Annotated in this window: 21 protein-coding genes; 13 read left to right on the top strand and 8 right to left on the bottom strand. The window is 66.4% G+C overall.

What is annotated here, in order from left to right:
• Window positions 1–209: 209 nt before the first annotated feature.
• Window positions 210–1,241 (bottom strand): ribonuclease HI, encoded by a 1,032-nt coding sequence (locus IE069_RS15420; protein ID WP_189351570.1) that lies wholly within the window; start codon window positions 1,239–1,241, stop codon window positions 210–212.
• Between the two features lie 120 nt (window positions 1,242–1,361).
• Window positions 1,362–3,062, bottom strand: a complete 1,701-nt coding sequence (locus tag IE069_RS15415; protein WP_189351569.1) for an NERD domain-containing protein — start codon at window positions 3,060–3,062, stop codon at window positions 1,362–1,364.
• Window positions 3,063–3,244: 182 nt separating this feature from the next.
• Between IE069_RS15415 and IE069_RS15410 the strand changes: the two genes are divergently transcribed.
• From IE069_RS15410 to IE069_RS15400, 3 genes are all read left to right on the top strand, one after another.
• Window positions 3,245–4,420 (top strand): VanZ family protein, encoded by a 1,176-nt coding sequence (locus IE069_RS15410; protein WP_189351568.1) that lies wholly within the window; start codon window positions 3,245–3,247, stop codon window positions 4,418–4,420.
• A 91-nt stretch (window positions 4,421–4,511) separates the two neighbouring features.
• On the top strand, window positions 4,512–4,910 hold the full coding sequence (locus tag IE069_RS15405) for a (deoxy)nucleoside triphosphate pyrophosphohydrolase (protein WP_189351567.1): 399 nt from the start codon (window positions 4,512–4,514) through the stop codon (window positions 4,908–4,910).
• A complete protein-coding gene (locus IE069_RS15400; RefSeq protein ID WP_229791208.1) occupies window positions 4,820–7,846 on the top strand; it encodes a DEAD/DEAH box helicase in 3,027 nt (1,008 codons plus the stop codon). The genes IE069_RS15405 and IE069_RS15400 overlap by 91 nt, the downstream gene beginning before the upstream one ends.
• 101 nt (window positions 7,847–7,947) lie before the next feature.
• Here IE069_RS15400 and IE069_RS15395 read toward each other — a convergent pair whose 3' ends face one another.
• The 4 genes from IE069_RS15395 to IE069_RS15385 form a co-directional block, all read right to left on the bottom strand.
• The gene (locus IE069_RS15395; RefSeq protein WP_189351566.1) at window positions 7,948–9,780 is read right to left on the bottom strand and encodes a DUF3732 domain-containing protein; all 1,833 of its coding nucleotides are present in this window, start codon (window positions 9,778–9,780) and stop codon (window positions 7,948–7,950) included.
• Between the two features lie 116 nt (window positions 9,781–9,896).
• Window positions 9,897–10,367: a three component ABC system middle component gene (locus IE069_RS15805; RefSeq protein WP_373287831.1), complete on the bottom strand. Its 471-nt coding sequence runs from the start codon at window positions 10,365–10,367 to the stop codon at window positions 9,897–9,899.
• Between the two features lie 7 nt (window positions 10,368–10,374).
• The gene (locus IE069_RS15390; protein WP_189351565.1) at window positions 10,375–11,571 is read right to left on the bottom strand and encodes an ABC-three component system protein; all 1,197 of its coding nucleotides are present in this window, start codon (window positions 11,569–11,571) and stop codon (window positions 10,375–10,377) included.
• Window positions 11,572–11,979: 408 nt separating this feature from the next.
• A complete protein-coding gene (locus IE069_RS15385) occupies window positions 11,980–12,261 on the bottom strand; it encodes a hypothetical protein (RefSeq protein WP_189351564.1) in 282 nt (93 codons plus the stop codon).
• Between the two features lie 109 nt (window positions 12,262–12,370).
• On the opposite strand from IE069_RS15385, the gene IE069_RS15380 reads away from it, so the two are divergent.
• Entirely contained in the window at window positions 12,371–13,207 is an 837-nt protein-coding gene (locus IE069_RS15380; protein WP_189351563.1) for an SDR family NAD(P)-dependent oxidoreductase, read from the top strand.
• Between the two features lie 41 nt (window positions 13,208–13,248).
• On the opposite strand, the gene IE069_RS15375 is transcribed toward IE069_RS15380, so the two are convergent.
• Window positions 13,249–13,827 (bottom strand): helix-turn-helix domain-containing protein, encoded by a 579-nt coding sequence (locus tag IE069_RS15375; protein WP_189351562.1) that lies wholly within the window; start codon window positions 13,825–13,827, stop codon window positions 13,249–13,251.
• Between the two features lie 101 nt (window positions 13,828–13,928).
• On the opposite strand from IE069_RS15375, the gene IE069_RS15370 reads away from it, so the two are divergent.
• The 6 genes from IE069_RS15370 (at window position 13,929) to IE069_RS15345 (ending at window position 21,312) form a co-directional block, all read left to right on the top strand.
• A complete protein-coding gene (locus tag IE069_RS15370; protein WP_189351561.1) occupies window positions 13,929–14,231 on the top strand; it encodes a putative quinol monooxygenase in 303 nt (100 codons plus the stop codon).
• Window positions 14,232–14,317: 86 nt separating this feature from the next.
• Window positions 14,318–14,545: a type II toxin-antitoxin system RelB family antitoxin gene (relB, locus tag IE069_RS15365; protein ID WP_189351560.1), complete on the top strand. Its 228-nt coding sequence runs from the start codon at window positions 14,318–14,320 to the stop codon at window positions 14,543–14,545.
• A complete protein-coding gene (locus IE069_RS15360; protein ID WP_189351559.1) occupies window positions 14,529–14,789 on the top strand; it encodes a type II toxin-antitoxin system RelE family toxin in 261 nt (86 codons plus the stop codon). The genes relB and IE069_RS15360 overlap by 17 nt, the downstream gene beginning before the upstream one ends.
• A 60-nt stretch (window positions 14,790–14,849) precedes the next feature.
• Window positions 14,850–16,058, top strand: coding sequence for an MFS transporter (locus IE069_RS15355; RefSeq protein WP_189351558.1), 1,209 nt, complete (start codon window positions 14,850–14,852; stop codon window positions 16,056–16,058).
• A 72-nt stretch (window positions 16,059–16,130) separates the two neighbouring features.
• On the top strand, window positions 16,131–16,835 hold the full coding sequence (locus tag IE069_RS15350) for an alpha/beta fold hydrolase (RefSeq protein WP_189351557.1): 705 nt from the start codon (window positions 16,131–16,133) through the stop codon (window positions 16,833–16,835).
• A gap of 94 nt (window positions 16,836–16,929) precedes the next feature.
• Window positions 16,930–21,312, top strand: coding sequence for a lamin tail domain-containing protein (locus tag IE069_RS15345; protein ID WP_189351556.1), 4,383 nt, complete (start codon window positions 16,930–16,932; stop codon window positions 21,310–21,312).
• Between the two features lie 117 nt (window positions 21,313–21,429).
• On the opposite strand, the gene IE069_RS15340 is transcribed toward IE069_RS15345, so the two are convergent.
• Complete coding sequence (locus IE069_RS15340; RefSeq protein WP_189351555.1) at window positions 21,430–22,182, bottom strand: alpha/beta hydrolase family protein; 753 nt, start codon at window positions 22,180–22,182, stop codon at window positions 21,430–21,432.
• A gap of 145 nt (window positions 22,183–22,327) precedes the next feature.
• Between IE069_RS15340 and IE069_RS15335 the strand changes: the two genes are divergently transcribed.
• From IE069_RS15335 to IE069_RS15325, 3 genes are all read left to right on the top strand, one after another.
• Complete coding sequence (locus tag IE069_RS15335; RefSeq protein ID WP_189351554.1) at window positions 22,328–22,507, top strand: hypothetical protein; 180 nt, start codon at window positions 22,328–22,330, stop codon at window positions 22,505–22,507.
• A 104-nt stretch (window positions 22,508–22,611) separates the two neighbouring features.
• Window positions 22,612–23,211 carry an ASCH domain-containing protein gene (locus tag IE069_RS15330; protein WP_189351553.1) on the top strand — a complete coding sequence of 200 codons (600 nt, stop codon included), beginning with the start codon at window positions 22,612–22,614 and terminating at the stop codon, window positions 23,209–23,211.
• Between the two features lie 156 nt (window positions 23,212–23,367).
• On the top strand, window positions 23,368–25,224 hold the full coding sequence (locus tag IE069_RS15325; protein WP_229791207.1) for a calcineurin-like phosphoesterase C-terminal domain-containing protein: 1,857 nt from the start codon (window positions 23,368–23,370) through the stop codon (window positions 25,222–25,224).
• Window positions 25,225–25,414: the final 190 nt, after the last annotated feature.

Below are 25,414 nucleotides of genomic sequence, written 5' to 3'. Positions count from 1 at the left end.
GCAGGTCAGGAGCACCTTTACCCTTTTAATTACGTCTTGCCGACCCCGCGCTCATGAAAGACCGAGGTTAATGTGGTGGGCACATCCGCGGACTGCGCGCCCAAGCATGGGAGCCGCGCAAGGTCTCCGCTGACTGCATCGAACGTCCGGAAGGATGGGCCTGCGAATCCCCCTTCCTGAAGACCCCGCCCTGGGAGCAGGAGTAGCGCTCAGGCCGCGAGCCCGTGGCGGGCGATCTGGTACCGCTCGGTTGCCTCGTTGTAGATGTTCGTCATGATGGCGGCTGCGCTCTCACGCGGGGCCCGGGCGGTGCGGAGCCGGCGTGCGGCGACGGCCAGCCGGTCGGCGATTTCGTTCCCGAGGTCGCCGTTGTGCCCACGCACCCAGACGAAGCGGATGTTGTTTCCGGCGTCCTGATCGTGGATCGACTTGACCAGGACGGCTTCCCGCTTGGTGATTCCCTGCGGTCTCCACGTCGGGTCCTTGAGCATCCGGACGGCAGTGGCCGAATCGCTGCGGACCACGACCCCGTTGACACGCATCGCTTCCTTCCCGAACTCGTTCCGCACGAACTTCAGGGCCTTGCGGATGCTGTAAAGCTCGGCCTCCAGGATGGTCGCGAGCCCGGAAGTGGTGTTCCCGAGCAGAGGGCGGACCATGTTCGTGGATTCGACGTACCACCCGTGCCCGGTGGGTTCGCCGCGGCGGAAGGACGCGTCGGTGGAGACCTTGATCTGGCCGACGTGGGCGATGCCCTCCCGGTTCAGGGCCGTGCCGACTTCGAGTCGCGCGGCGGAGGGGGCCGTGGCGCTGGAGACGGGGATGCCCAGGCGGGCGAGCGCGTCGAAGACGCCGAACCCGTCGTCGGAGCGTGCCGGCTGGTGCACGGGGTAGTCGGTCCCGACCCCGAGGTCGATCACGGCGACGGCGACGGCCCGCTGGAGTTCGGTCTCGAGCGCGTGCTGGATCGCGTCGGCGCGCTTCAGCTGCTGGCGTTCAGCGAGCTCCGTCAGGGAGAAGTGGCCGGTCACGGTGCCGAGTGTCTTCTCGCCGCGGAACTTCACGACCGCCCAGCAGGCCAGCCCGAGCCGCCTGCTGCAGTCGATCGCGATGCCCGTCCGCTCCGCGTTCTGGGGTTTGATGGTCTGGAGACGGTTCTTCGGGGCGGAAGGCTTCGGAACGGCGCCGAGCGCGCGGCCCACCGCACGGGCTGCCCGCGATTCGATGGCCTTCCATTCCATGAGTCCCCCTACTCGTCGATTCCGTCATAAAAGTGACTGGATCCTCCTTCGAGGGTACGCCTGATCACCCCCGGTTTGGAAAGGAATCCGGCCCTGCTTCTCAAGTCCAGGTGAAGGACATCACGCAGTGGATGCGGGAGTCCACGCGCGGGCGGCGTCCAGGGCGGCGGCCTTCTGTGGGCCGACGGCGTCCTCGATCATCTGCCTGTCGCCGACGACGATCAGGAGGCTCCGCGCCCGGGAGAGCCCGACGTAGAGCTTCTCGGCGGCCCGTCCGTCGTCGCGGAACCCGTTGATGCAGAGGACGACCACGGACCGTTCGAGCCCCTTGAAGCCGAGCACGTGCCCGTAGAACACGCCCGTCCCCTCGCGGAAGTCGTCCCAGTATTCGGTGATCGTCCCGCCGTCGTGGTGTTCGAAGTGCACCGGGTGGCGGTGCCGGGTGGTGAGCAGCGCCATTTGCCGGCTGTCCCAGCCGTCTTCGAACAGGGCCTCGATAACGTCGTCCGCGCGGTCCACCGCGTCCTCGGAGGCGCACTGGACGAAACGCACCGGCAACCCCTGCCCGGCCTGCGAGGTGACGTCCGCGTCGATGAGCGGCTTGAACGTGTCGACGATCCGGCGGGTGTTGCGCATGTTGCCGTCCACGTGGATCTTCACCAGCTCCAGCTCGCGGCCGAACGAGGCGCCGAGCGGTTCCCCGTCCCACCTCTGGTATACGTCCTGCTGGGTGTCCATGAACGCGAAGATCCGCCCTTCGGCGGGGTCTTTCAGGCAGGCCAGCAGCGCCTCCCACCAGCTGGGCGCGAAGTCCTGCGCCTCATCGACGATGACCGCGTCGAACTTCTGCTCGGCCGGCAGGCTCTCGCCGATTTCGCGCAACTGGCGGGGCATCTCGACGTCGTAGTATTCCTGTCCGTCGCCGGCCGGGACGCCGAGCGAGAGCGCGAAGTCGTGGAAGCCGCCGACGTAGGCCGGCGGCTGCTGCCGCTTCCACTGGCCGACGCGTTCCTTCAGGTATCCGCCGAGGCCGATGTTGTAGCAGAAGATCCCGACCCGCAGGCCTGACTTGGCGAGCTCCTGCGCCCGCGCGAGTGCCAGGTAGGTCTTGCCGCTGCCGGCCCCGCCGACGAATCGGACGCGTTTTAGGTCGCGGGTTGCGGAGAGCAGGATGCGTTGGCGTTCGGTCAGGGAGTCCTGGACGTGTTCGATCTCGAGAGCGGCGTCGGCGTCGGTCGCATCTCCGCTCAGGTCCTGGACCACGCGGGCGAGGATCCGCTCGGCATACTCCTCGGCGAGGGACGTGTGCCCGGCGCCTTCGGACTCGATGGCGCGGCGGAGGTCGCCGGCCAGGGCGGCCGGGTCTCCCTCCACCTGCCCCTGGTCCAGTACCAGGCAGCGGGGGAGCCCCGCGGGCTCCCAGTCGGCTGGTACCCGGGTGTAGGGGAGCACGACGACGTGGGCGAACCTGCTGCTCAGACGGTGGCTGTTCTGCGCGTTCCACCAGTCGAGGAACGTGTGTCCGGCGCTCTGGACCTGGGTGGCCGGGCTCTGGATGGGGTGCTTGCCTTTGCGGTCGGACTGGTACCAGCGGCCGCCCTCGACGCCGACCTGTCCGCCCTTGACCTCCAGCGCGGCGAGACCCACGCCGGGCCACAGGACCAGGAAGTCGAGCTCCGCCTCGGCACCGCAGTGCCGGACGGGGACGGAGTGCAGGACCGTCGCCGAGTCCGGCAGGGCCGCGAGGAGCTGCTCCCAGACGTACTTCTCGGCCTCGTGTCCATCAGTGAACGCCGGATCCTCCGGAATGCTGCGCGCCATCTTTCCCCCAATAGAAGTCGGCCCTTGCCACACACCCTAGGTCATGCCCGGGTGCCTCGTCCCTGCTGTGCCGACCATGACAGGCGGACACGCCCCGCGCACCGGCTTGAGGCCCGGCGGACTTCGTAGAGTGGACGCAACACGTACGGGTGCCGGCGCGGCCGGCGGCGGAGGGGAGCAGCTTGGGCAGCACAGTCGACGCATGGGTCTGGCCGGCCTACATGGGATTCCTCCTCGGGGGCCTTGCCTTCGCGGCGGTTCTGATCCCGGTGGTGGTCTACCAGTACCGCCGGTACGGCGGCTTCACGTGGCTGCGGTTCCTGGGCGCGGCCGCCGTCGCCATCTACGGGGCGGCACTGATCGCCTACACGCTATTGCCGCTGCCCGTCGCCTCGGATCTCGTCTGCCCGCCCGGCACCACGGGTCTGCGCGGCATGCTCGCCCAGGCGCAGCTGACGCCGTTCCAGTTCATGGACGACATCGCCCGCGAGACCGCCGGCATGTCTCTGCTCGGGCGGCTGAAGTCCACGGTCGTCCTGCAGGTCGTCTTCAACGTGATCCTGTTCGTTCCGTGGGGCGTGATCGCGCGCCGCTTCCTGGGCTGGGGCGTCGCCGGCGCGGTCTTCACCGGCATGCTCGCCACCGGCTTCATCGAGCTCACCCAGGTCTCCGGCGTCTACGGCATCTACGACTGCGCCTACCGGGTCGGCGACGTCGACGACCTCATCGCCAACACCACCGGCGCCCTGCTCGGAGCGCTCATCGCCCCGCTGCTGCTGTGGTTCATGCCCGAGCGCCGCCAGTACGTCTCTCGCCGCCTTACCCCGCGCCCGCTCACCGTGTGGCGCCGCTGGTTCGGGATGGTGATCGATCTGGCCCTCTTCGGCGTCTTCGGCTGGGTGCTCACTGTGCTCTACGGGGTGTTCCTGATCTGGATCCAGGTGCCCGAGTCGCCGTGGGCTGTCGCGCTCGCCGGCTACATCCTCCCCGCGCTGCTGGTGTTCTACCTCCCGGCGCTTGCCGGCACGGGCGGGTCGCTGGGCCAGCGCGTGGTCTGGCTGGGCGTCACCGCCCGCGAGCCGGGCACCGATTCCCAGCACGACGGCGCCGCCTCACGCGCCGTGTTCCCCGTCGCCGGGGCGGGACAGCGGCTGGCGCGGGCGAGCATCGTGGGTGGGCCGTACGCCGTGCTCACCATGATCGCCGAGCTCTGGGAGAACGACCTCGCGGGCCTGGCGAACGGGGCGGCCGGCCTGCTGCTGTTCGTGGCGTTCGTGTCCGTGATGGCGACGTCGACGCGGCGCGGACTCTCGGGCAAGGTCAGCGGGACCTACCTGGCTGACGTGCGTCGGCGGTGACTCGGATCCTGGGCGTGGATAGGATCAATGCGTGGGGAGCGCGAAGTAGCGTGGACCCGGAGAACAACGTCGAGACGTAGGGAACAAACGCGTGAAGAAGCAGATCAACGTCGTCGGAGCCGTCATCGTCAAGGACGGGATGATCCTCTGCGCGCAGCGCGGCGAAGGCAGCAGCCTCGGCGGCATGTGGGAGTTCCCGGGCGGGAAGATCGAGCCGGAGGAGACGCCGCGCGACGCCCTGCAGCGGGAGATCGACGAAGAACTCAAATGCCAGGTCAGCGTCGGCGAGGAAGTCACCACGACGCCGCACGAGTACGACTTCGGCGTCGTCACCCTGACGACCTTCTACTGCGAGCTGATTGAAGGGACTCCCGAGCTGACGGAGCACGCGGCCGTGAAGTGGCTGGCGCCGGACGAGCTGGGACAGCTCGACTGGGCTCCGGCCGATATCCCCGCCGTCGACCTCATCCAGGAGCAGCGCGCAGCATGACCGTTGACTTCGCCTGGGTGGACTATCTTCGACACGACGTCCATCACGGTTTCCTGAACCGCGCCACGGCGTCGGGACGGCACTACCACCCCCAGGTGATCCTCAACGGCGAGAGCACCTCCGTGCTCCGGACTCTGCGCGAGGAGCTGGGGAAGTGCGTCGGCTTCACGTTCTCGGTCGCATTCGTGACCCCTCGGGCGATCGCCCTGCTCAAGCAGGAACTCGACGACTTCAGCGGGCAGGGCCGGATCATCACGTCCGACTACCTCGGCTTCAACTCGCCGCATGCCTTCGCCGAGCTGAAGAACCTGGAACGGCTCGGCATCGACGTGCGACTGCACGGAGCCCACGCGTTTCACCCGAAGGGCTACATCTTCGAGCATCCGGACGTTGTGACGGCGATGATGGGCAGCTCCAATCTGACCGAGAACGCCATAGTGAGAAATCACGAGTGGAACCTCAAAGTCTCGGCCGCCCGGGGGAGTGACCTGGCGGACCAGCTCCTCGAGCTCACCCAGCACCAGCTCGACGAGTCGGATGTCCTGACGGACGACTGGATCAGCGCGTACGCGGCAAGCTACGTACCGCCGGCAGCGAGGCCCCGCCGCCTACCCGTCAAGCCGGATCAGACAGAATCGGCCGACCCGGATCTGCTGGTTCCAGCCGAAGAATCCGACGCCGGGATCATTCCCAATGCCATGCAGACCGAGGCCCTCGACGCGATCGAACAGGTCCGCCTCCAGGGGGAAGACCGGGCGATCGTCATTTCGGCGACGGGCACCGGAAAGACCATCCTGTCCGCCTTGGACGTCCGCGCCTACCAGCCGAAGCGGATGCTGTTCGTCGTCCACCGCGAACAGATCCTCGATCGGACCATCGAGGAGTACCAGCGGGTACTCGGCGGAGCGGCGTCGGACTACGGGAAGCTGGCCGGCTCGGCGAAGGAGCTGGATCGGCGTTTCGTCTTCGCGACCGTGCAGACCTTGTCCCAGACGGATGTCCTGCAGGGCATCGCGCCGGACGCATTCGACTACGTCATCGTCGATGAGGCGCACCGCGCCGGCGCTGCGACCTACAAGCGCGTGCTCGATCATCTGAGCCCGTCGTTCCTGCTCGGAATGACGGCGACGCCGGAACGCAGCGACGGGTTCAACGTCTTCGAGCTCTTCAACTACAACGTGCCGTATGAGATCCGCCTGAATCATGCGCTGGAAGCAGACATGCTCAGCCCCTTCCACTACTACGGTGTGGCCGACGTGCAGTTCGACGACGGGTCGACGGTCACTGGGGAGAACGACCTGCGCTCGTTGATCTCAGCGGACCGCGTTTCCCACGTCATCGACGCTATCGAGAAGTACGGCCAGGCCGGCGTCGCCCCGAGCGGCCTGATCTTCTGCGCGCGCAAGGACGAAGCCCGCGAATTGTCAGCCGCGCTCAATGAGCGGACCCTGCGCGGCGAACAGCTCCGTACCGTGGCGCTGACAGGTGACGACAGCGTCGAGGTACGCGAATCCACTGTTGCCGCGCTCGAGCGTGGCGAGCTCGACTACATCCTGACCGTGGACATCTTCAATGAGGGCGTCGACATCCCGACGGTCAACCAGGTCATCATGCTGCGGCAGACGCAGTCGGCGATCATCTTCGTGCAACAGCTGGGACGCGGCCTGCGCAAGGCGGCCATGAAGGAGTACCTCGTCGTCATCGACTTCATCGGCAACTACGCCAACAACTACATGATTCCTATCGCGCTCTTCGGCGATGACTCCCTGAACAAGGAGTCCTTGCGCAAGAAGATGATCGCGGCAGAGGAATCGGGCGTGCTGCCCGGTCTGTCGAGCGTCCGATTCGACAAGGTGGCCCAGGACCGAGTCCTGCGGTCGATAACCGAGGTGAAGCTGGACAGCATGAAGCTCCTGAAGTCCGCCATGCAGACGATGCACAACAGGCTCGGGAGGGTTCCGCGGCTGCGGGACTTCTACCGCTTCGAATCAGTGGACCCGGTTCTTCTAGCGACGAAGAAGGAGAACTATCCGTCGATGGTTGCGGCGACGATCACTGACAAAACGAACACGTTTTCGCCGGCGGCCAACCGGATGCTGCGTATGCTCTCGAACGAGGTTTTCACGGCGAAGCGGGTGCACGAGTTCGTGCTGCTGCGGGAACTGTTGAGAAGCGGCAGTGCTGAAATCGCAGAAATCCGTGAGCGAGTCGAGGCCGCCGGGGGAACCATCCTCGACCGAAGCGTGGAGAGCGCGGTCCAGACATTAACGCTGCAAGGGTTCGCGCTGAAGGACACCCGCAAGTACGGCGATGGGCTCGCCACGCTGGATGGCGAGAGGGTCTCGCTGCGGTCGGAGTTCTTGGACCTCTACCGGAGCCAGGAGAAATTCCGCACCGAGGTCGATGATCTGGTGACCACTGGATTCGCGATGGCGCTCGAGCAATACGACCGAATGCGACGGTTCACTCCGGGTAACCAGTACTCGCGCAAGGAGGTCATGCGGCTCCTGGGTCTGCCGCGGTCGTGGGAGTCGACGGTCTACGGATACAAGGTCGACTACGAATCGATGACCTGCCCGATCTTCGTCACTCTGCACAAGTCGGATGAGGTCTCGGCCAGCACGGCGTACCAGGACGAACTCCTGGACCGATCGACTATGCGATGGTTCACGCGCAGCCGGCGCACGCTCAAGACCCGCGAGGTCGCGGCCATCGTCGGGAACGACGTAGAACTCCACGTCTTCGTGAAGAAGGACGATGCCGAGGGATCAGACTTCTACTACCTTGGCGAAGCTCAATCGCGCGATGCCGAGCAGGCAACGATGACCGATGGTCAAGGCAACGACCTCAACGTGGTCCACCTGAACCTCCACTTCGACCAGCCGATCGAGGGCGCGCTCTTCGACTATTTCCATCCCGTTGTTACGGGAGCCTAGCGACGAAAGTCATTTCGTCAGGCAATCAAATAATAGGGGCTCCAACCGCGTTCCAGCGCAACGAGCCACATAAGTAGGGCAAAGAAGCTCTATTGCATTGTTCATTCCGCGTCGCCTATCCAGTCAGCGGGGATGAAAGCGACCCCGTTTCGCCAATTCTCGACGACGGCGTCTTGAAACCAGTTGTCTGAGAGGTTTGCGTGATCGCACACGATCACTTGGAGGTCCCCATCGAGGGCCCCGACTACGTCCCGCATGAGCGTGAACTGCCTGCGTACTGCTTCCCAATCGGCATCCTCATCGTCGGCAGCGTCTACGACCTCTTCGGGGAAGAATGCCTGTGTCGGCTGATCGAACATAAGGAACCCGGGAACAGGGCGGTCGTTCGTCGCGAACCAATGGTGGAGGGCAAGGTGAGCGACCAGGTGGTAGCCTACCCAGTTCTCAGCGCTTCCCATACGGCCTAGCGGGACGCGGCCCCCGGGGCGCTGGACCGCTACCGTAAGCTCAACGGGATCAAGGCACACGTAGTGATCAGAACCCTCGAGCTGAAGGTAGCGCGCATAATCTGTCATCAGGTCAGACACCGAGTCAATTGCGGCGCGAAGTGCGGCGGCGGGATCGTTTTGCTCGCTAATTTCTTCTAGCCGCGAGAGCTGTCCGCGGTATCGATGCTCGGCGCTTCGCAGTTCCGTGAGGCCGGAAACGGCACCGACACCCCTTTCGAGCTCTTGGCTGACCCTGCCTTGGAGGTAGGCGATTCGTTCGCGTTGTTCACGGCCGGCCGCGATTGCCGAGTCTTGTTGAGCAAGCGCGTCCAATTCAACGACGTTATCTCGCAGTGCCTCGACGAGCGGTTCTCGGCTCCGCTTCAGGCGTTCGATGGTCGCTTGGCGTCGAGACGCGATTCCCTTCGATGCTTTAAGACGGTCCTCCAGGGCGTTCAATAGCTGCCGCAAGTCATCGAGAGTCTCGTCTGGGTGATCTAGGCCTTGGTCGCACAGAGGGCAGACACTCGAGTCGTCGTTGGATATTTCAGACTTCGGGACAAGCAGGTCCAAAGCACGAAGTCTCTCGGTTTGGTACTGACCTTCGCTCTGAGAGTCACTTTGTTCGACTTGCAAGCTACTGAGTAGATCAAGCCGATCATCGACTTCACGGATTCGACTCCGAAGTGTTCGGCCTTCTTCCGTTAGCTCTCTCCGGCGCTTCGAACCCACAGTGTTTTCGGTAGACGAGCCATCGAATTGATACTTCAAGATGCTTTCAAGCAGCGTGCGCACCCTCTCTCCGGCACCAATCACCGCGTCACTGGGTAGCATGTCGAGGCCGACAGCCGACTCGAGCAGATGGGTTACTCGGCTATCTTGTTGCTCGAGATCAGTCTCCCCGGCTTGGATGCGATTCTGCGTTCGTTGTAGGGTCCTGCGCGCTGCTATGAGTTGCCGCCGTATGGCGCTTTGCTCAGGTGTGGCTGCGCCAAGGAAATAAGGAAGAGAGTCGCGAATCATTGTCTTGATGGAATTATCCACCTGTCGGTGAAACAGCACGTCACGGCTTGCAATTTCACCTTGACTCTGGAAACAGTAGAAGAGAGCTTGGCGGATCGATACGTCGAAAGGGTGCCTTAGCGACCCATTTTCCGGGTCGACCGTGAAGGATTGGATTTCGAGCCGTTCGGTGAGCGCGTCCTTCAGGACTTCGGTGTCGGCGTTGACTTCTAGTTCGCGGAAGTTAGGCGGAGTGAGGCCGAGTCCACCTGTGCGGACCATGGCTCGGTTGGTGCTTGCTGTCTCTGGATTCGGCCGACAGATGAGAAGGCGCTCGTTTGAGAATTGAAGGAGCACATAATACCAGGAAGCATGGTCGCTAATGACGCCGGTGGGGATCGTCACCGTGTTTCTTCCAAGGCAGTACTCAACAATGTCAAGCATGGCGGACTTCCCGGTCTTTGACTTCCCGGTCAGGATATTTAACGCTCCCAGACGGAACTTGACGTCTCGACGTCGCCCCGACTCACTGAAGACTCCCATGGACACGATTTGCACAGCTAACCTCCGATGCCAAGTAGTTCAAATGCCATGTGTGTATCGATGACGTTAAACCATCGACCGCAGAAGCGTGCAGCCTTGACAGAACCCCTGAGTTCGTCTGGCCATTTCGGCGTCGGACTTTTAGGTTTCTCGAGTGCAATAAGATTCGTACCCTCAAGCCCGAGTCTCTTAGTACGGAGTCCGTGGCGGATGGCACGCTTCGTTGGCAGTGCCATGTTCGCCACTCGATACTCCATGCCCGCAAGCAAATCATGATTTCGTCCGGCCCAACGCGCCAAAGTGATTCGTCGATCGCGTGGCAAACTACTTCGCGTTGCCGGGTGCAAAGTCAGCGGTAGGATTAGATAGGCTGCCGGCCATGCAAGGCCGGTGTCACCTTCCTTCGCTTTCGCCCAGCATGCGTTTACTAGGAGCTCCGAAGTCAAGGCGGTATTGAACAGCGCCATGGCCTCGGGCGGGCGGGGCATGGGTGATTCAGGTAGATGAGACATGGCTAAGCATTTCCTCTAGCTTGGACTCGAAGTCGGGATGCCAGCCAATCCGATGGCCTAGTTCGCCATCGGCGAGCGCATGGAACATTCCACGATTGAACCACGATTCGTCAAAGCGTTCTCTAAGGCGTGCCCGCGACTCTCTTGCGAGTGTCTCCAATATCTCTTGGCCAACGACGTGATAATCCGCCCGCCCCTCTCGTTTCATTGCCGCTACTCGTGAGTCGAAAGTTTGCTCCCACTCGTCGTGGAGGCGAAAAGCGAACCGAGAAAGTTCGGTCTCTGCCAACAGTTGGTGTCGAAGCCAGAACGACCGTTGAGTGTACGACCGGTGGTAGTCCCTGATCGCTTTCCAGAGGCGGTTGTCCTCAAGTGCGATCCAGAGGAGCTGCTGCACGAACGGGCGGTCCTTATATAGGGTGGAAATTGATTCATCGTACCCATGAAAGATATCCGGGTCGACTGGTAGAGTGTCACTCTTGAGTTGGTCCGCAATGTCAGTAACTTGCGTAATCAAATCTTGACCAGTTATCGATGCCAGGGTTCGATCCAAGAGTTGCACGGATATGCCCTCCCACCATCCTTTGAGTAAATGAATAAATACTTCGTCCTTACCCGTTGGGTACGCGTATCGAAAAATCTCTACTAAGGCTTTGTCAATCCGAGCCGCCTGTAAAGATCCATCGTCAATGACAATGCGGTTTACAAGTTCGAGTCTTTCTGATTCGTCGAGTTCGAGAAATTTGTTACGCCAAGGTTCGGTGGTCTTGCTTGTTGACGCCTTCGCGGCATCGAGCAGCGCTTCAGTGGCTGCAATTATGTTGCGTTCTTCCTCGGGTCGAAGGTAGATCAGTCCCGACCCTTCGCTAAGCTCTCGGGTCGTGACGAGACGCAACACGAGTGTGTTTGGTGAAGGTAAGTCCATCCAGACATTCAGCGTTCGCCAGAGATCGACTGCTTGAGCTGTGATCGGACCGCTACCGCCTGTGTGGTGCTTCGTTTGCAGAAGCTCATTGGGTGAGCCTGAGCTGTCGAACTGAATATCGTCTAAGCCCTCGAGGCGGAGCTGGGTCATCGGCTCTGAGGTCGCGCGCTTCCCCAGCTCAACGAGTGCCCACATGCACTGGTGAACGTATCCGAGGGCTTGGCCGGCGGCGCTATGCGAGGACTCATTAGTCACCGTGTTTGGCCTCCTCGGTCTTTCATCACCATTAGTTTTACCCTATCGTTGCGGCTGGTTGCAGGAACGTCTAGAGGGTTGCCCAAATTGTGACACGTGTCCGGGGTTGACTAGCCGCTTGGGAGCGAATTCTGGCCTCGTAGCTAGTTCGCGGACATGCTCCCTGAGCTATCGAGGATCTCTGGCGTGTTGATCCGAGTGGCGACGCATCGGTAATTTCCCTGGAGGCGGGCATCAATTTTGGTTCAAAGCCCCGTCAGCGTTGACAGCAATTCATTACAGTCGCACTCCTCGCGCCGATAGCATGCCGGTATTTACGAGGGGGTAGGTGCCCCGGTTTTCCGGGATCGTTGGCCTGGTGGGCCTCTAATATTGGCGTCGTAGCAGTTGTTACGCGGGGCCTTTTGGCTACGACAGGCCGAAGAACGCCACCGCGAGGAGCGGGAGCAGGAACAGGATCAGCAGGAGCCAGCCCAGCAGCATGACCGCGTTGAGGATGATGCCCCACGTGGCCATCGATTTGCCGGCCGGCTCCTTCATCAGGCCGATGATGCCCATGACGACGCCGACTAGGGGGACGACGAACGTGAACCCGAGCGCGATGGAGCACAAGCCGAGGACCAATGAGGTGATGCTCGCGCCCCGCGGCTCTGTCTGGATCACGACGGGGGACTGTTCCGGATACGACATGTCCCAATCATAAGTCCGGCGTTCGCAGGCAAGGAGCAGGGCCGCCCGTTAGTGTGGAGGTGAGCGCCGCGGCGCAGACCAGACCTCTACGGGAGACGAGAACCAGAACATGGAAATCATTCAGAACGTCTTCGTCGTCACCGGCGGCGGCAACGGAATCGGCCGCGAGGTCGTCCTGCAGCTGCTGGGCCGGAACTCGCGCGTCGCCGCCGTCGACCTCGACGCCGACGCCCTGGCCGAGACCGCCCGCCTGTCCAACGCGGGGGACCTGCTCAGCACCCACGCCGTCGACATCACCGACCGCGAGGCCGTGGGCGCGCTGCCGGCCGCCGTGAAGGAGGCACACGGCAAGGTCGACGGGCTGATCAACGTCGCCGGCATCATCCACGAGTTCACGCCGCTCTCCGAGCTCGGCCACGAGGTGATCGAGCGCGTCATGAACGTGAACTTCTGGGGCACCGTCAACACCTCGCAGGCCTTCCTGGCGGACCTCGAAGCCCGGCCGAACGCCGCGATCGTCAACGTGTCCAGCATGGGCGCCCTGGTACCGTTCCCGGGCCAGAGCGCCTACGGGGCGTCCAAGGCGGCCGTGAAACTGTTCACCGAGGGGCTGCGGGCCGAGCACCAGGGCACGCGGCTGGCCGCGACCGTGGTGTTCCCCGGCGCGATCTCCACGAACATCACAGCCAACTCCGGCGTCGAGATGCGCCCGGCGGCCGTGAAGCCCGTGACCTCGGTCAAGAAGGGCAAGAAGCCCAAGAAGCAGAAGGAGCCCACGCTCACGAGCCCCGAGGACGCCGCGGCGGAGATTGTCCGCGCAGTCGAGACCGGCAAGCCGCGCGTGCTGATCGGCAAGGACGCCGTCATGATGGACCGGCTCGCCCGGCTGCTGCCGGCCAAGGCCGTGTCGATCGTGGCCAAGAAGATGGCCCGCCACTTCCAGTAGCGGGCCGCCGGGCGGGGCAGGCCGGCTGCCAGCCCGGGGAGTCAGGTGTCCTGCGGGCTCGGGTACTGGACCAGGTTGGAGAAGACCACCGGACCGGCGCCGTCGTTCCGGTAGCCGTGCGGGACATCCGCGGGGTGCGTGGCGGCGTCGCCCTCGGTGAGCACGTACTCCTGGTCGAGCACGCTCAGCGTCAGCTCGCCCGAGGCGACGTGCACCAGCTCGCGCGTCCCGCCCGGGTGCGGCTGCCCCAGGTAGCCCTCGCCCGGGGCCATGCGGAACTCCCACAGCTCGGCCACGTTGGTGCCGGGGAGGGAGCCGGCCAGGTGGGCCGTGCCGCCGTCGTTCCCCTGCCAGATGCGCGGGCCTTCGCCCGCGCGCACCACGCGGATCTGATCGCGCGGCTCCGTGTCCACGAGCGCGACGAAGGAGACGCCCAGGGCGTCGCCGATGGAGGAGAGCACCGCGATCGACGGGTTCGCCTGGCCCTGCTCGATGGTGACCAGTGTGCGGCGGCTGACGCCGGAGCGGGCCGCGAGGTCGTCGAGCGTCCACGCCCGCTTCCCACGCAACGCGCGCACGCGCTGGCCGATCAGAGCGGCGATGTCCTGGTTCTCGGTCACTTCGATCCTCGTCGGTAGCGTGCAAGGGGCGAAAATCAGTCTAGCCGGGAGCCGGGCGCGGAACCCTTTCCGAACGCGCGTTGGGCCGCTACTTTGAAGCCATGACCTACGCCAACGTCGGCCTGCTCGAGGCCAGCACCGGAAACCGCGACGCGCTCGTGGAGATCCTCACCCGCCCGTCCGCCGAGCTCGCCGACGCCGGCTGCCTCCTCTACGAGGTGGGCGTGAACGACGACGATCCCGAGGCCGTGTTCGTCGCCGAGCTCTGGGTCAGCGCCGAGGCCCATGCCGCGTCCCTGCAGCTGCCGGGCGTGCAGGCGGCCATCGCCGAGGCGCGGCCGCTCATGTCCGGACGGATGGAGGGTATGCGGTTCGACGTGCTGGGATCTCCGTTGCGGGAGTGAGTCGAGCGGCCGGGGGTGAGAATCTTCTTGCATCCAATGCACCGCCATGATGCACATGTATTACAATGAATTACAGGAGGTTCAACATGACTACTACAGTTCGATTGCCGCATGAGCTGGAAGCCCGGCTTGAGCACGTGGCCGCGGGTGCGGGCCGCCCGAAGAGCTACTATCTCCGCTCGCTGCTGGAGGAGAACATCGAGCGACTGGAGTGGGAGCAGGCCTTGGCCAAGAAGGCCGATGACATTCGGGCAGGCCGGCGCCCAACGTACTCCCTCGAGGAAGTAGAACGGGAACTTGGCCTGGAAGATTGAGGTCGATGGAGACGCGCGAAAAGCGCTGAAGAAGATGGATCCGGCGACTGCTCGCCGGATCCTTCGTTACCTCCGGGACCTCGGCGAGTTGGAGGACCCGACGGATCGCGGCAAGCCACTGAGTGCCAACCTTGCGGGCATGTGGCGCTACAGGGTAGGCGACTACAGGATTATCTGCGAGATCAGGCGTGGGGAACTTGTCGTCCTGGCGCTCGAAATTGCCCATAGAAGTGCAGCCTACTAACGCCCCTGGGGTGATGCACTTCATGATGCAGTATGTTGCACGCTGAGATATCGTAGGCCGGTGACGAACTACCGCGATCTCTTCCGTACCTCCGGTGTGTTCCGCATCGTGGTCTCGCAGCTGGTTGCTCGATTCCCGGCGGGCATGCTCTCCCTCGCTGCGCTCATCCACGTCGAGCGCCAGCACGACTCCTACGCCGCAGCCGGCCTCGTCCTCGCCGCGCTCGCGATCGGCCAGGCCATCGCCGGGCCGCTGACCAGCCGCATCTTCGGCCGCTTCGGCATGTTCCGGGTCATCGGCGTCACCCTGACGATCGCCGCCGTCGCCACCGCCTCGCTCGCGCTCCCGGGCCTCTCCGTCCCGCTCTACGCGGTCATCGCCTTCATCGCGGGCGCCTCCACGCCGCCCATCCAGCCGGCCGCGCGCTCGCTCTACCCGTCGCTCGTCGCGCCCCAGCAGCGCACGGCGCTCTTCGCGTTCGACGCGTCCGTCCAGGAGATCATCTGGATCTTCGGCCCGGTCATCGTCACGTTCCTCTCCCTCACGATCCACAGCGCCCTCGGCATCCTCGCCGCCGCGGCGCTGCTGGTCACCGGCGGGATCTGGTTCCTGACCGCGCCGCAGGTCGTCACCGCCGTCGCCGACGCACCGAGCGGCCGCCTCGGCTCCGTCCTGCGCTCCCACGCCCTGCTCATGGTCCTCGCCGTCGGGTTCGTCATCTCCATCGCCACCGCGATGATGGAGGCCGCCGTCGTCGCGATCTTCGGCGAGGGCGGCGTGCAGGCCGGCCTGATCCTGGCGGTGCTCTGCGCGTCCTCGCTCGTCGCCGGCTTCACGGTCGGCCAGCGCGACCTCACCCGCTGGTCCCTCGTCCGCCGCCTCGGACTCGTCGGGATCGGCCTCGCGCTCGCGTCCCTGCACACCGGGTTCTGGTGGGTTCTGGCCGCCGGAGCCGTCGCGGGCGCCGGCATCGCCCCCGTCATCGCCGCGATCACCCACATGACGTCCACGGCGGTCGCCCCGGCCGACGTCGCCGAGGCGTTCGGCTGGAGCACGACGGCGCAGCTCGTCGGGATCGCCGGCGGCAGCTCGGCGGCGGGTGTCCTCATCGACGAATTCGGCGGCCAGACGGCGCTCGGCGCCGCCGCGGTGGTCACGTTCGCCGGCGTCGCCCTCGCCGCCCTGGTCGGCCGCGGGCAGCCGCCGTCGCGCCGGGTGCAGGAAGGCCGCGCCCGCAAGGTCTGGCGCGTCGCCGGGCTCAAGGTGTAGGGCGGCGGCCGGGGCGCAGGACAACGGACCCCGTCACTGTTCCCGTTCACCTGGACGGGGTAGCGTCTGCGTATGGACGTCATTTTGATCCCCGGTTTCTGGCTCGACGGCGCGTCCTGGGCGCCCGCAACCCGCGATCTGGAAGCCGCCGGTCATCGCACGCTGGCGATGACGCTGCCCGGCAAGGAGTCTCCGATCGCCAGCCGGCACGGGATCGGATTGCGCGACCACATCGACGCCGTCGTCGACGTCCTCGACTCCATCGACGCGCCGGCCGTACTGGTCGGCCACTCCGGCGGCGCGGCCATCATCCAGGGCGCCGCCGACGCGCGGCCGGAGAGCGTCGCCAAGCTGATCTACGTCGACGCGGTCCCGCTGCCGGACGGGGGAGTCGTCAACGACGAGCTGCCCGTGGTGGGCTGCTCCATCCCGCTGCCCGGCTGGGAGGTGTTCGACGACGCCGACCTGACGGACCTCACCGACCCGCTCCGCCAGGAGTTCCGCCGCATGGCCATCCCGGAACCGGCCCTCGTCGCCACCGACCCGCAGTCGGTGCGCAACGCCGCCCGCTTCGGCATCCCCGCGGCCGTCATCGCCTGCGAATTCTCCGCGGCCCAGATCCAGGGCTGGATCGAGTCCGGGGAGGCGTTCACGAGCGAGCTCGCCCGGATCGAGAAGCTCAGCATCCACGAACTCCCCACCGGCCACTGGCCCCAGCTCACGCGGCCGGCCGAGCTCGGGCAGCTCCTCGCCGACGTCGTCGGCAACCGGGGTTAACGTTCTCCCGCTGCGCAGTTAACGCGACCGCCACTTGTTGGTGGTCTGGTTCTGCTCAACTCTTCAGGTACGTCACAGACCACCTGAGGACACCATGACCGACGCAGACCATACCGGCCGGGCCACCGCGGTCCGGACTACCTCCCGCCCGCTGGCGGGCCTGACGGCCGCCGCGCTCGCCGCGGGCCTCGCCGCCGGCCTGGTGGGCGCGGCCCCGGCCGCAGCCACCACCACGGACAGCACGACGACGGCGCAGCAGCCGGCCGTGTTCGTCTCGGAGATCCTGGCCAACAATTCCGGGGCCGACTACCTCGAATACTTCGAGGTCACCAACACCACCGACGCGGCGATCGACCTCGCGGCCGAAGGCATCTCCTTCGCCTACACCTACACCGACGGGCCGATCGCCGATGGCGACAACCCGCTGGCCATCGTCGAGGATGACGCGGTCACCGAGAAGAACGTGGTCCTCGCCCCGGGCGAAGCCCACGTCTTCTGGCTCTCCACCAATGAGACCAGCCAAGCCACCACCGTCGACGAGTTCAAGGCCGCCACCGGCGCGGCCGACACCACCCGCGTCTCCCGCGTGATCGGGCAGGGCGCCTTCGCCAACGCCGGCGACCGCGGCATCCGTGTCGACGATCCGTCCGGTGTGCTCAACTGGTCCTACTACCCGGCCGGTTCCATGGCGGACGACCTCGGCGTCGACTTCCGCGTCCCCGCCGAGACCGGCGCCGCCGCCGGCGTCCTGGGCACCCAGGCCCCGATGACTCCGGGCACCGTGACGGAGGACGCGCTCACCCCGGCCGAGCCCGAGCCGGAGGGCCCGGGCGACGTCTCCGGCCTGGAGCCGGACCCGTCCGTGGTCGCCGCGCCGCTGCAGATCACCGAGCTCCTGCCGGACAGCACCAATGTGGACGGCGCGGACGGCTACGAGTTCATCGAGGTCTACAACGCTTCGGCGGAGCCCGTCGACTTCTCCGACTACGCGCTGACCTACCTCTACCCGGCGGACTTCGAGACCAACAACAACGAGGCCGCCTGGCCCGTCACCCCGTCCGACGTCACGATCGACGCCGGCGACACCATGGTGGTCTGGGTCAAGAACGGCAAGAACGACCACCTGACGGACGCGGACTTCAACGCCCACTTCGGCGCGGAGCTCACCTCCGGCGTCGACCTCGTGGAGGTCTACCAGGGCGGCATGGCCAACGGCAGCGCCCGCGGCGTCGCCCTCCGCACCAGCACCGGTCACGGCGTCAACCGCGCGTACTACAACATGACCGAGGCGGACGACACGGCCGCCGACCAGGGCATCCGCTACACGGGGAGCGAAGACGTCGCACTCCAGAACCTGCTGGACGCCCGGCCGGCCAGCCCCGGCCGCGTCCAGACGGACCAGGTGCCCGGCGGGCTCATGGTGCCCGACGAGGACACCGCGGCCCCCGCGGTCACCGACAACACGGTGGAGACCATCGACCCGGCCGAGGACTTCGTCGTCGACCTCGCCATCACCGACGACGTGCAGGTCAAGACCGTAACGCTGAACCTGCACAACGACGTCGACACGGACCCGATCCGCCTGAACATGCTCGCCACCGGCGCGGACCGGTACACGTACGCGGTCGCCTCCGCGGACCTCACGGGCAAGGGGTGGTACGAGTACACGGTCACCGTCTCCGACGGCACCCGCCAGACCACCACGGAGCCGCGCCGCACCCCGGTGGACGGCGCGAGCACGGATCCGGTCCGGCTCAACGTGGAGGACGGCCAGTTCGTCGGCGGCACCACCACGGTGTCGGCGGCAGGGGAGGAGTACCCGTCGCCCATCCAGTTGAGCATCGACGGGAACGACGTCGCCACGCGCGCCTCGCTGGAATCCGAGCCGTACTTCGTGTTCGAGGTCTCCCAGACCGACTACTACTTCCGCAACGGCGTCCGCATCGGCGACGACACTCTGCACATCTTCCTCGAGGGCACCTACGGCGACACGGAAACCATGGCGGTGCCGGTGGGCCTCGAATACATCGAACAGGGGCAGGACCTCACCGTCGGCGTGTGGGCCGGCACCAAGGCCGGGCCGTGGATCGACGAGGCGGAGAACAATGACGACTTCGTCATCTCCGGCATGCGTCTCATCCTGCCGGACGGCCGCACCCTCCGCCCCGCCGGGTACGAGGACCCGCGCGAGCAGATCAAGATGGGCGACAGCACCGGCAAGCACGACTTCTACGACTCCACGTTCACGCTCCCGGACGACGCCTTCGCTGCGCTCGCCCACGATTGGGACACCACGGGGTACGACGACGGCGCGCACCAGATCGCTGCCACCGACGGTTCCGTGCCCGATGGGTCCGTGTCCGCGGAAGCCGGGGTTCTCGTGGACAACACCGCGCCGGCCATCGAGCCGTCGCTGGCCGACGGCGAGACCTACCAGGGCGAGATCGTCCTGGATGCCGAGGTCACGGACGCCGGCTCCGGCGTCGCGGACACCGTCCTGACGCTCGACGGCGAGGTGATCGAACCGGGCACCACCGCCTCCTCGGTGGAGCTGGAGGCCGGCGAGCACACCCTCTCGGTGACCGCGACAGACGAGATCGGCAACAGCGCCGAGCGCACGGTGACGTTCACGACTCCCGTGGAGGCGCCGTCGTCCTCCGAACTGTCCCCGGCCGACGGGGCCACCGTGAGCGGTGAAACGGAACTCTCCGCCACGGTGACGGACCCGAGCCGGGACGCACTCGACGTGTCCTTCCTGCGCGGGCACCGGTTCGACCTGGCTGACGGCGAGGTGGACGCGACGGCTGGCACCACGGATTCGTCCGACGCCGTGGAGCGGTCCGGCGAGGCCGTGGACGCGGCCGCGCTGGCGACCGAGGCCGGCCTGGCCCCGGTGACCACCACGGACGCGCTGCCGTTCTACCAGTTCGAGGTGCCCGTGCCCGCTGATGCCGGCGAGGGCGCGACGGCCCGCCTGAACTGGGCCGGCGAGGCCGAGGCCGGCGCCGAGCTCATCCTGTACGCGCTGAGCGCGGACGGGACCGGTTGGACCGAGGTGACCCGCACGATCGCCGAGGCGGGTGCAGGCGAGGCGGCGGCCGCGGTCGAACTCTCCGGGTCCGTCGACGTGGCGGCACACGCAGCCGACGGCACCATCACCGCGCTGGTCCAGCACACCGAGGGCTACGCGGGTGCGGACCACACCACGCGGGAATCCGCGGTGGAGAAGAACCACCCGGAGGACACGGACCGCAGCGAGTACGACTTCTCGATCGCGTGGGAGTCGGACACGCAGTACTACCACCAGACCCCGGAGTACTTCGAGCACCAGCAGGCGATCCACGACTACGTGCTGGACCAGCGCGAAGAGCAGAACATCCAGTACCTGATCCACACCGGTGACATCGTCAACAACTGGGATCAGCAGTACCAGTGGGACGCGGCCGACCCGGAGTACCAGCGCCTCGACGACGCCGGCATGCCCTACGGCGTGCTGGCTGGCAACCACGACGTCGGCGGCATCCTGGCCGACTACGGGGCCTACTCGACGTACTTCGGCGAGGACCGCTACGCGTCCAACCCCTGGTACGGGGAGAGCCACCAGGACAATCGCGGCCACTACGACCTGATCACCGCCGGCGGCATCGACTTCCTCATGCTCTACATGGGGTGGGATCCGCAGCAGGAGCAGATCGACTGGATGAACGAGGTCCTGGCCAAGTACCCGGAGCGCGTGGCCGTGATCAACCTGCACGAGTTCATGCTGACCACCGGCGGCCTCGGCCCCATCCCGCAGCAGATTCTCGACGAGGTGGTGGAGCCCAACCCGAACGTCCGCGTGGTGACGTCCGGTCACTACCACGACGCGTTCAAGCGCGAGTTCGAGTACGACGACGATGGCGACGGCGTCATGGACCGCACCGCCACCGCCATGCTGTTCGACTACCAGGGGCTCGAGGAGGGCGGCCTCGGGTACCTGCGCATGCTGCAGTTCGACAACTCCGGCGAGCAGATGCGCGTACGCACGTTCAGCCCGTCCCTGCACGAGTACAACTCGGAGGACGAGTCCCTCATGGGCCCGGCCGAGGACCCGTACCAGTACCAGGACTTCACCCTGGGCTATGCGCAGCTGGGCATCGAGGTCACGGAGAAGAGCCTGGTCACCACCGGGTTCACCGCCGAGATCCTCACCGGCGCCGAGCTCGGTGCGGTGTCCGACGTCGCCAGTGGGGACACCGTCTCCGTCACTGTGGACGTCGACGAGCAGGCCGGCGACGCGGGCACGCTCGGCTGGTACGTCCGCGCCGCCGACGAACACGGCGGCGTCGACGAGTCCGCGGTCCGCGAGGTGGTGGTCACCGAGCGGCCCGGCGACGGAGACGGCCGGGGCGGCCCGCCGTCGGAACGCCCCGGAAACGGTGGCGACAACGGCAAGGGCAAGGGCGGCAACTGGAGCTGGCTGCCGTGGAACCGGTGACCGCTAGGCCGGGTGCCGTCCACGCCCGGCCCAGCCACCGGCCGCGGTGACGCTTCACCGTCGGGAGGGCCGACTCGTGGAAATCTCCACGAGTCGGCCCTCCTGTTGTTGCTCCGATCAGCCGGAGATGAACCGGTCCACGATCGGTGCCAGCGAGGCTCCGCATTCCTCCGGCGGGCGCTTGCGGCCCTTGATGTTGAACGAGTGGTCCGCGTCCTCGATCCACTCGAGTTCAACGCGGCTGCCCTCGACGCCCGTGCCGTTGTCCCCGCCGGCGGGGGAGTCCTGCAGCCGGTCCACCACCTGCTGCATCAGGTCGGTGCGCGCGAACGTGTCCCGCGTGCCCTCGACGAACAGCTGCGGGACCCCGATGCCGTACAGGTGCGCATCGCGCAGCTTCTCCGGCTTGCCGGGCGGGTGCAGCGGGTACCCGAGGTAGATCAGCCCGGCGGTTTCCATGCCCGCCGCCTGGTCATCGCCGGCGGCCGCGACCGACGCCATCCGCGCCCCGAACGATTTCCCCGCCGCCCAGACGCGCGACGCCGTCGTACCCTGCCGCTCCGCCGCGTACGCGAGCACCGAGCGCCACGTGCCGACCGCCAGCGGCGGGCGGTCCGGGAACTTCTTCCCGGCCTCCATGTAGGGGAAATCGAAGCGCAGCACCGCGTAGCCGAGCCCGGCCAGCGCCTCCGCGAACCCGGCCATGAACGGGTGCCCCATGCCGGCCCCGGCCCCGTGCGCCAGCACGACGACGCCGCGCGCTGCCCCGCTCGCCGGTTCGCCCCAGATGCCGCCCACCTCCGTCTCGATCCGGCCTTTCGGCGTTTCTGCGGAGACGGGGATGCGGACGGGCGTGACGGCGATGCTCATGGGGAACATCATGGCATCCCAACCGACCTCGAATTGAGATCGTCCGGGCCTTGAGCCCGGCCCGTTGCAGGTCTACGATCCGATATACCAGCAGGGGTGGCGCCTTGTATGACTGCCTCTGGGGTTGAAACTGGAAGGAGGAGTCATGCACACGCAGACCGAGAAGCAAGTGGGCGGGCACAAGTACGCCGACAAGGACTTCGGCTCCGAAGCCCTGGAACACGACCACCTCGACGAGCTTCAGCACCACGCTGAGGACGAGCAGCACCGCAAGGAAGCGGCCGCGAAGTCCGGATTCGACGCGATCCGCGACGACGACGAGTAGCCGCCTCGCACGGGCACCCCGCCCGGCGGCCGGTGCGGGCCGGCCGCCGGGCGGGCATGCGTGCGCGTACCGGCACCCCGGCGTCGGGGGCCTAGAGTGTCGGTATGAGCGAAGAATTCCACGCCAGCCAGTCCTCCCTCGAGCGGTCGCGCTCGGCCGAGACGCCGGCCGACCCGGAGGGCCTGCCGCCCGTCGACCACGGCGCCGCGCGCGTCATGTGGGAGGAGTACGTGGCCGCGACCGGCGTCGTGCCGCAGGACTCCGAAGACTACGTGGTCGAATGCTTCGGCGACTCGCCCGCGCTCGCCGACGCACTCCTGCACGAGGTGATGCACGGCCAGAAGCGGGCGACGTCGTCCCTGCTCGTCGAGTACGCCGACGAGGGGGAAGCGCTGCCGAGCATCGGCGCCCACTGGGTCGTGTGCTCCGGCTCCGGCGAGCCGGCGCTGATCGTGCGGACCACCGAACTGCGGCTCGCGGCGTTCGACGACGTCGACGAGGCCTTCGCGCACGACGAGGGCGAGGACGACCGCACCCTGGAATCGTGGCGGCGGGAGCACGAGAAATTCTGGCGCCGCACGCGCGCCGCCGCGGGCGAGGACTGGTGGCCGGGGCTGACGGCCGAGCCCGGCCAGGAGCTCGTGCTGGAGCGATTCACCGTGGTGTGGCCGGAGGACTTCGCCGACCACGGCGCCGGACGGTAGCCGCCGCGCTTCCGGAAAGCGCGGCCCGGCTGGTCTTCCAGAAGGCGTCACGCGGGCGTTGACTGATCGCGGGCCGGCGTTCACCTGGCCCGGCGAGACTTGGGACACGGGGGAGCCGAACGGGCTTCCCCTGTCTCATGTCGACCGGAGGAACCCGTGAACAACGAATCATCCACCCCAGAGAATCGACGCTCCCCGTACCGCACCGCCACGGCGATCACCGCCGCGGCCGGCCTGACGCTGCTGGCCGCCGGCGCCGCCATCGCAACCCCCGGCGGCGAGAGCGCGCAGAACGCATCCGAGAACTCCGCCGTGTCCGGCGACTGGGCCGAGACGGCCTACCGCGGGCAGGTCGACGTCGTCGCCGGCGACGGTGCGGCCGACGAGGTGCTGCGCGGCGTCGTCTTCGACGACCGCAACGAGAACTCCACCCAGGACCGCGGCGAACGCGGCATCAAGGGCGTCACCGTCTCCAACGGCCGCGACGTCGTCGAGACCGACGCGAAGGGCCGCTACGAGCTGCCCGCCTTCGAGAACATGACCGCATTCGTCACCCAGCCGGCCGGCTGGCAGGTGCCGGTCGACGCCGACAACGTCGCCCAGTTCTCCTACAACCACCTCCCCGAGGGCTCGCCCGAGGACCTCAAATTCGGCGGACTCGCGCCGACGGGCGCCCTGCCCGAAGCGGTGAACTTCCCGCTGGCCAAGGCGAAGCAGACCAAGTCCAAGGAGCAGCACTGCCTGATCGGCGGTGACGTGCAGACCTACACGCAGGAGGAGGTCGGGTTCGCGAAGAACGGCGCGTTCGCCGACCTCGCCGCGCGCACGGACTACGCCGGCTGCGGCGCCCTCTTCATCGGCGACGTGGTCGGCGACGACCTCTCGCTCTACCCGCAGACCCGCGAACTCTCCGGAATGCTCAACGGCCCCGCGCGCTTCCTGCCGGGCAACCACGACCTCGACTTCGACGCGACCGACTCGGCGCACGTGTTCGACACGTTCCGCGCGCAGCTCGGCCCTGAGTACTACTCCTACGACGCCGGCGACGCCCACGTCGTCGCGCTGAACACCGTCGAGTTCCCGACCAAGCAGCCGGCCGCCAAGGGCGACTACACCGGTTCGATCGACGAGAAGCAGCTAGAGTGGCTGCGCAACGACATCGCCAACACCCCGGAGGACAAGCTGATCGTCCTCGCCGCCCACATCCCGCTGCTGGACTTCGCCGACCAGGGCAGCTCCAAGCACCAGGTGGCGCAGGTGAAGGAGATCTACGAGATGCTCGAGGGCCGCGAGGCCATCGCGCTCGGCGGCCACACGCACAGCATCGAGAACATGCGTGAGGGCGACGCGCTCGAGGGTTGGAAAGACGTCATGGGCGTCGACGAGCTCCCGTTCACGCATATCACCGCGGGTGCCATCTCCGGCGACTGGTTCTCCGGTGAGGTCACCGAGAACGGATACCCGGTGGCAGTCCAGCGCGACGGCGGCCAGCCGGGCGTGCTGACCCTCGACATCGACGGGACCGACGTCGTCGAGCGCTTCACCGTCCGCGGCGAGGCGGACGACCACCAGATGGCCCTCGGGCTGAACACCCCGGCCTACCGCGAGTGGTTCGAGGCCAACAAGTCCAATAAGGGGGAGGCGGAGGAGTTCGAATCTTCGCTCACGGTTTCCCGCGACGATCTGGCCGGCACCACGTGGCTGACGACGAACTTCTGGATGGGGTCGACCGGTTCGACCGTCGAGGTCGAGATCGACGGCCAGGCCGCCGAGGCCATCCGCACCCAGCCGATGCAGGGTGAGGGCCAGCTGGTCGGCGCCGAGTACTCCGACCCGGTGGCCGTCCAGCAGCAGCTGGTCCACGGCGGCAGCCTGGCCGACCGCTCGATGCACCTGTGGCGCCTCGAACTGCCGGCCGATCTCGCCGACGGCGAGCACACGGCCGAGGTCACCGCGACCGACGTGCACGGCCGCGAGTTCACCGAGACGCTGACCTTCGAGGTCGCCGAGTAGCTGAACGCCAAACACCGGCGGCGCGTCGCGGCACTGGGCCGCGGCGCGCCGCCGGTGCATTGGTGAGGCCGCCCACCGGCTTCACGCCTGCGTGCGGGCGTGACCAACGTCATGACCCACAACACCTGATATGTAGGTTGTTCTTGTCAAGAGGCAGAGTTGAGCGGTCCGCGGCTGGTTGTCGCGGACC

The organism is Zhihengliuella salsuginis (assembly GCF_014651715.1).
GTDB classification, from domain to species: Bacteria; Actinomycetota; Actinomycetes; order Actinomycetales; family Micrococcaceae; genus Zhihengliuella; species Zhihengliuella salsuginis.
The sequence above is the reverse complement of the archived record's forward strand: the minus strand, read 5'-3'. Positions and strand labels throughout refer to the sequence as shown.

Coding starts and splice junctions, on each gene's coding strand:
- IE069_RS15420 (WP_189351570.1), bottom strand. CDS start 1,241: ATGGAATGGAAGGCCATCGAATCGCGGGCAGCCCGTGCGGTGGGCCGC.
- IE069_RS15415 (WP_189351569.1), bottom strand. CDS start 3,062: ATGGCGCGCAGCATTCCGGAGGATCCGGCGTTCACTGATGGACACGAG.
- IE069_RS15395 (WP_189351566.1), bottom strand. CDS start 9,780: ATGCTTGACATTGTTGAGTACTGCCTTGGAAGAAACACGGTGACGATC.
- IE069_RS15805 (WP_373287831.1), bottom strand. CDS start 10,367: ATGCCCCGCCCGCCCGAGGCCATGGCGCTGTTCAATACCGCCTTGACT.
- IE069_RS15385 (WP_189351564.1), bottom strand. CDS start 12,261: ATGTCGTATCCGGAACAGTCCCCCGTCGTGATCCAGACAGAGCCGCGG.
- IE069_RS15380 (WP_189351563.1), top strand. CDS start 12,371: ATGGAAATCATTCAGAACGTCTTCGTCGTCACCGGCGGCGGCAACGGA.
- IE069_RS15370 (WP_189351561.1), top strand. CDS start 13,929: ATGACCTACGCCAACGTCGGCCTGCTCGAGGCCAGCACCGGAAACCGC.
- relB (WP_189351560.1), top strand. CDS start 14,318: ATGACTACTACAGTTCGATTGCCGCATGAGCTGGAAGCCCGGCTTGAG.
- IE069_RS15350 (WP_189351557.1), top strand. CDS start 16,131: ATGGACGTCATTTTGATCCCCGGTTTCTGGCTCGACGGCGCGTCCTGG.
- IE069_RS15345 (WP_189351556.1), top strand. CDS start 16,930: ATGACCGACGCAGACCATACCGGCCGGGCCACCGCGGTCCGGACTACC.
- IE069_RS15340 (WP_189351555.1), bottom strand. CDS start 22,182: ATGAGCATCGCCGTCACGCCCGTCCGCATCCCCGTCTCCGCAGAAACG.
- IE069_RS15335 (WP_189351554.1), top strand. CDS start 22,328: ATGCACACGCAGACCGAGAAGCAAGTGGGCGGGCACAAGTACGCCGAC.
- IE069_RS15330 (WP_189351553.1), top strand. CDS start 22,612: ATGAGCGAAGAATTCCACGCCAGCCAGTCCTCCCTCGAGCGGTCGCGC.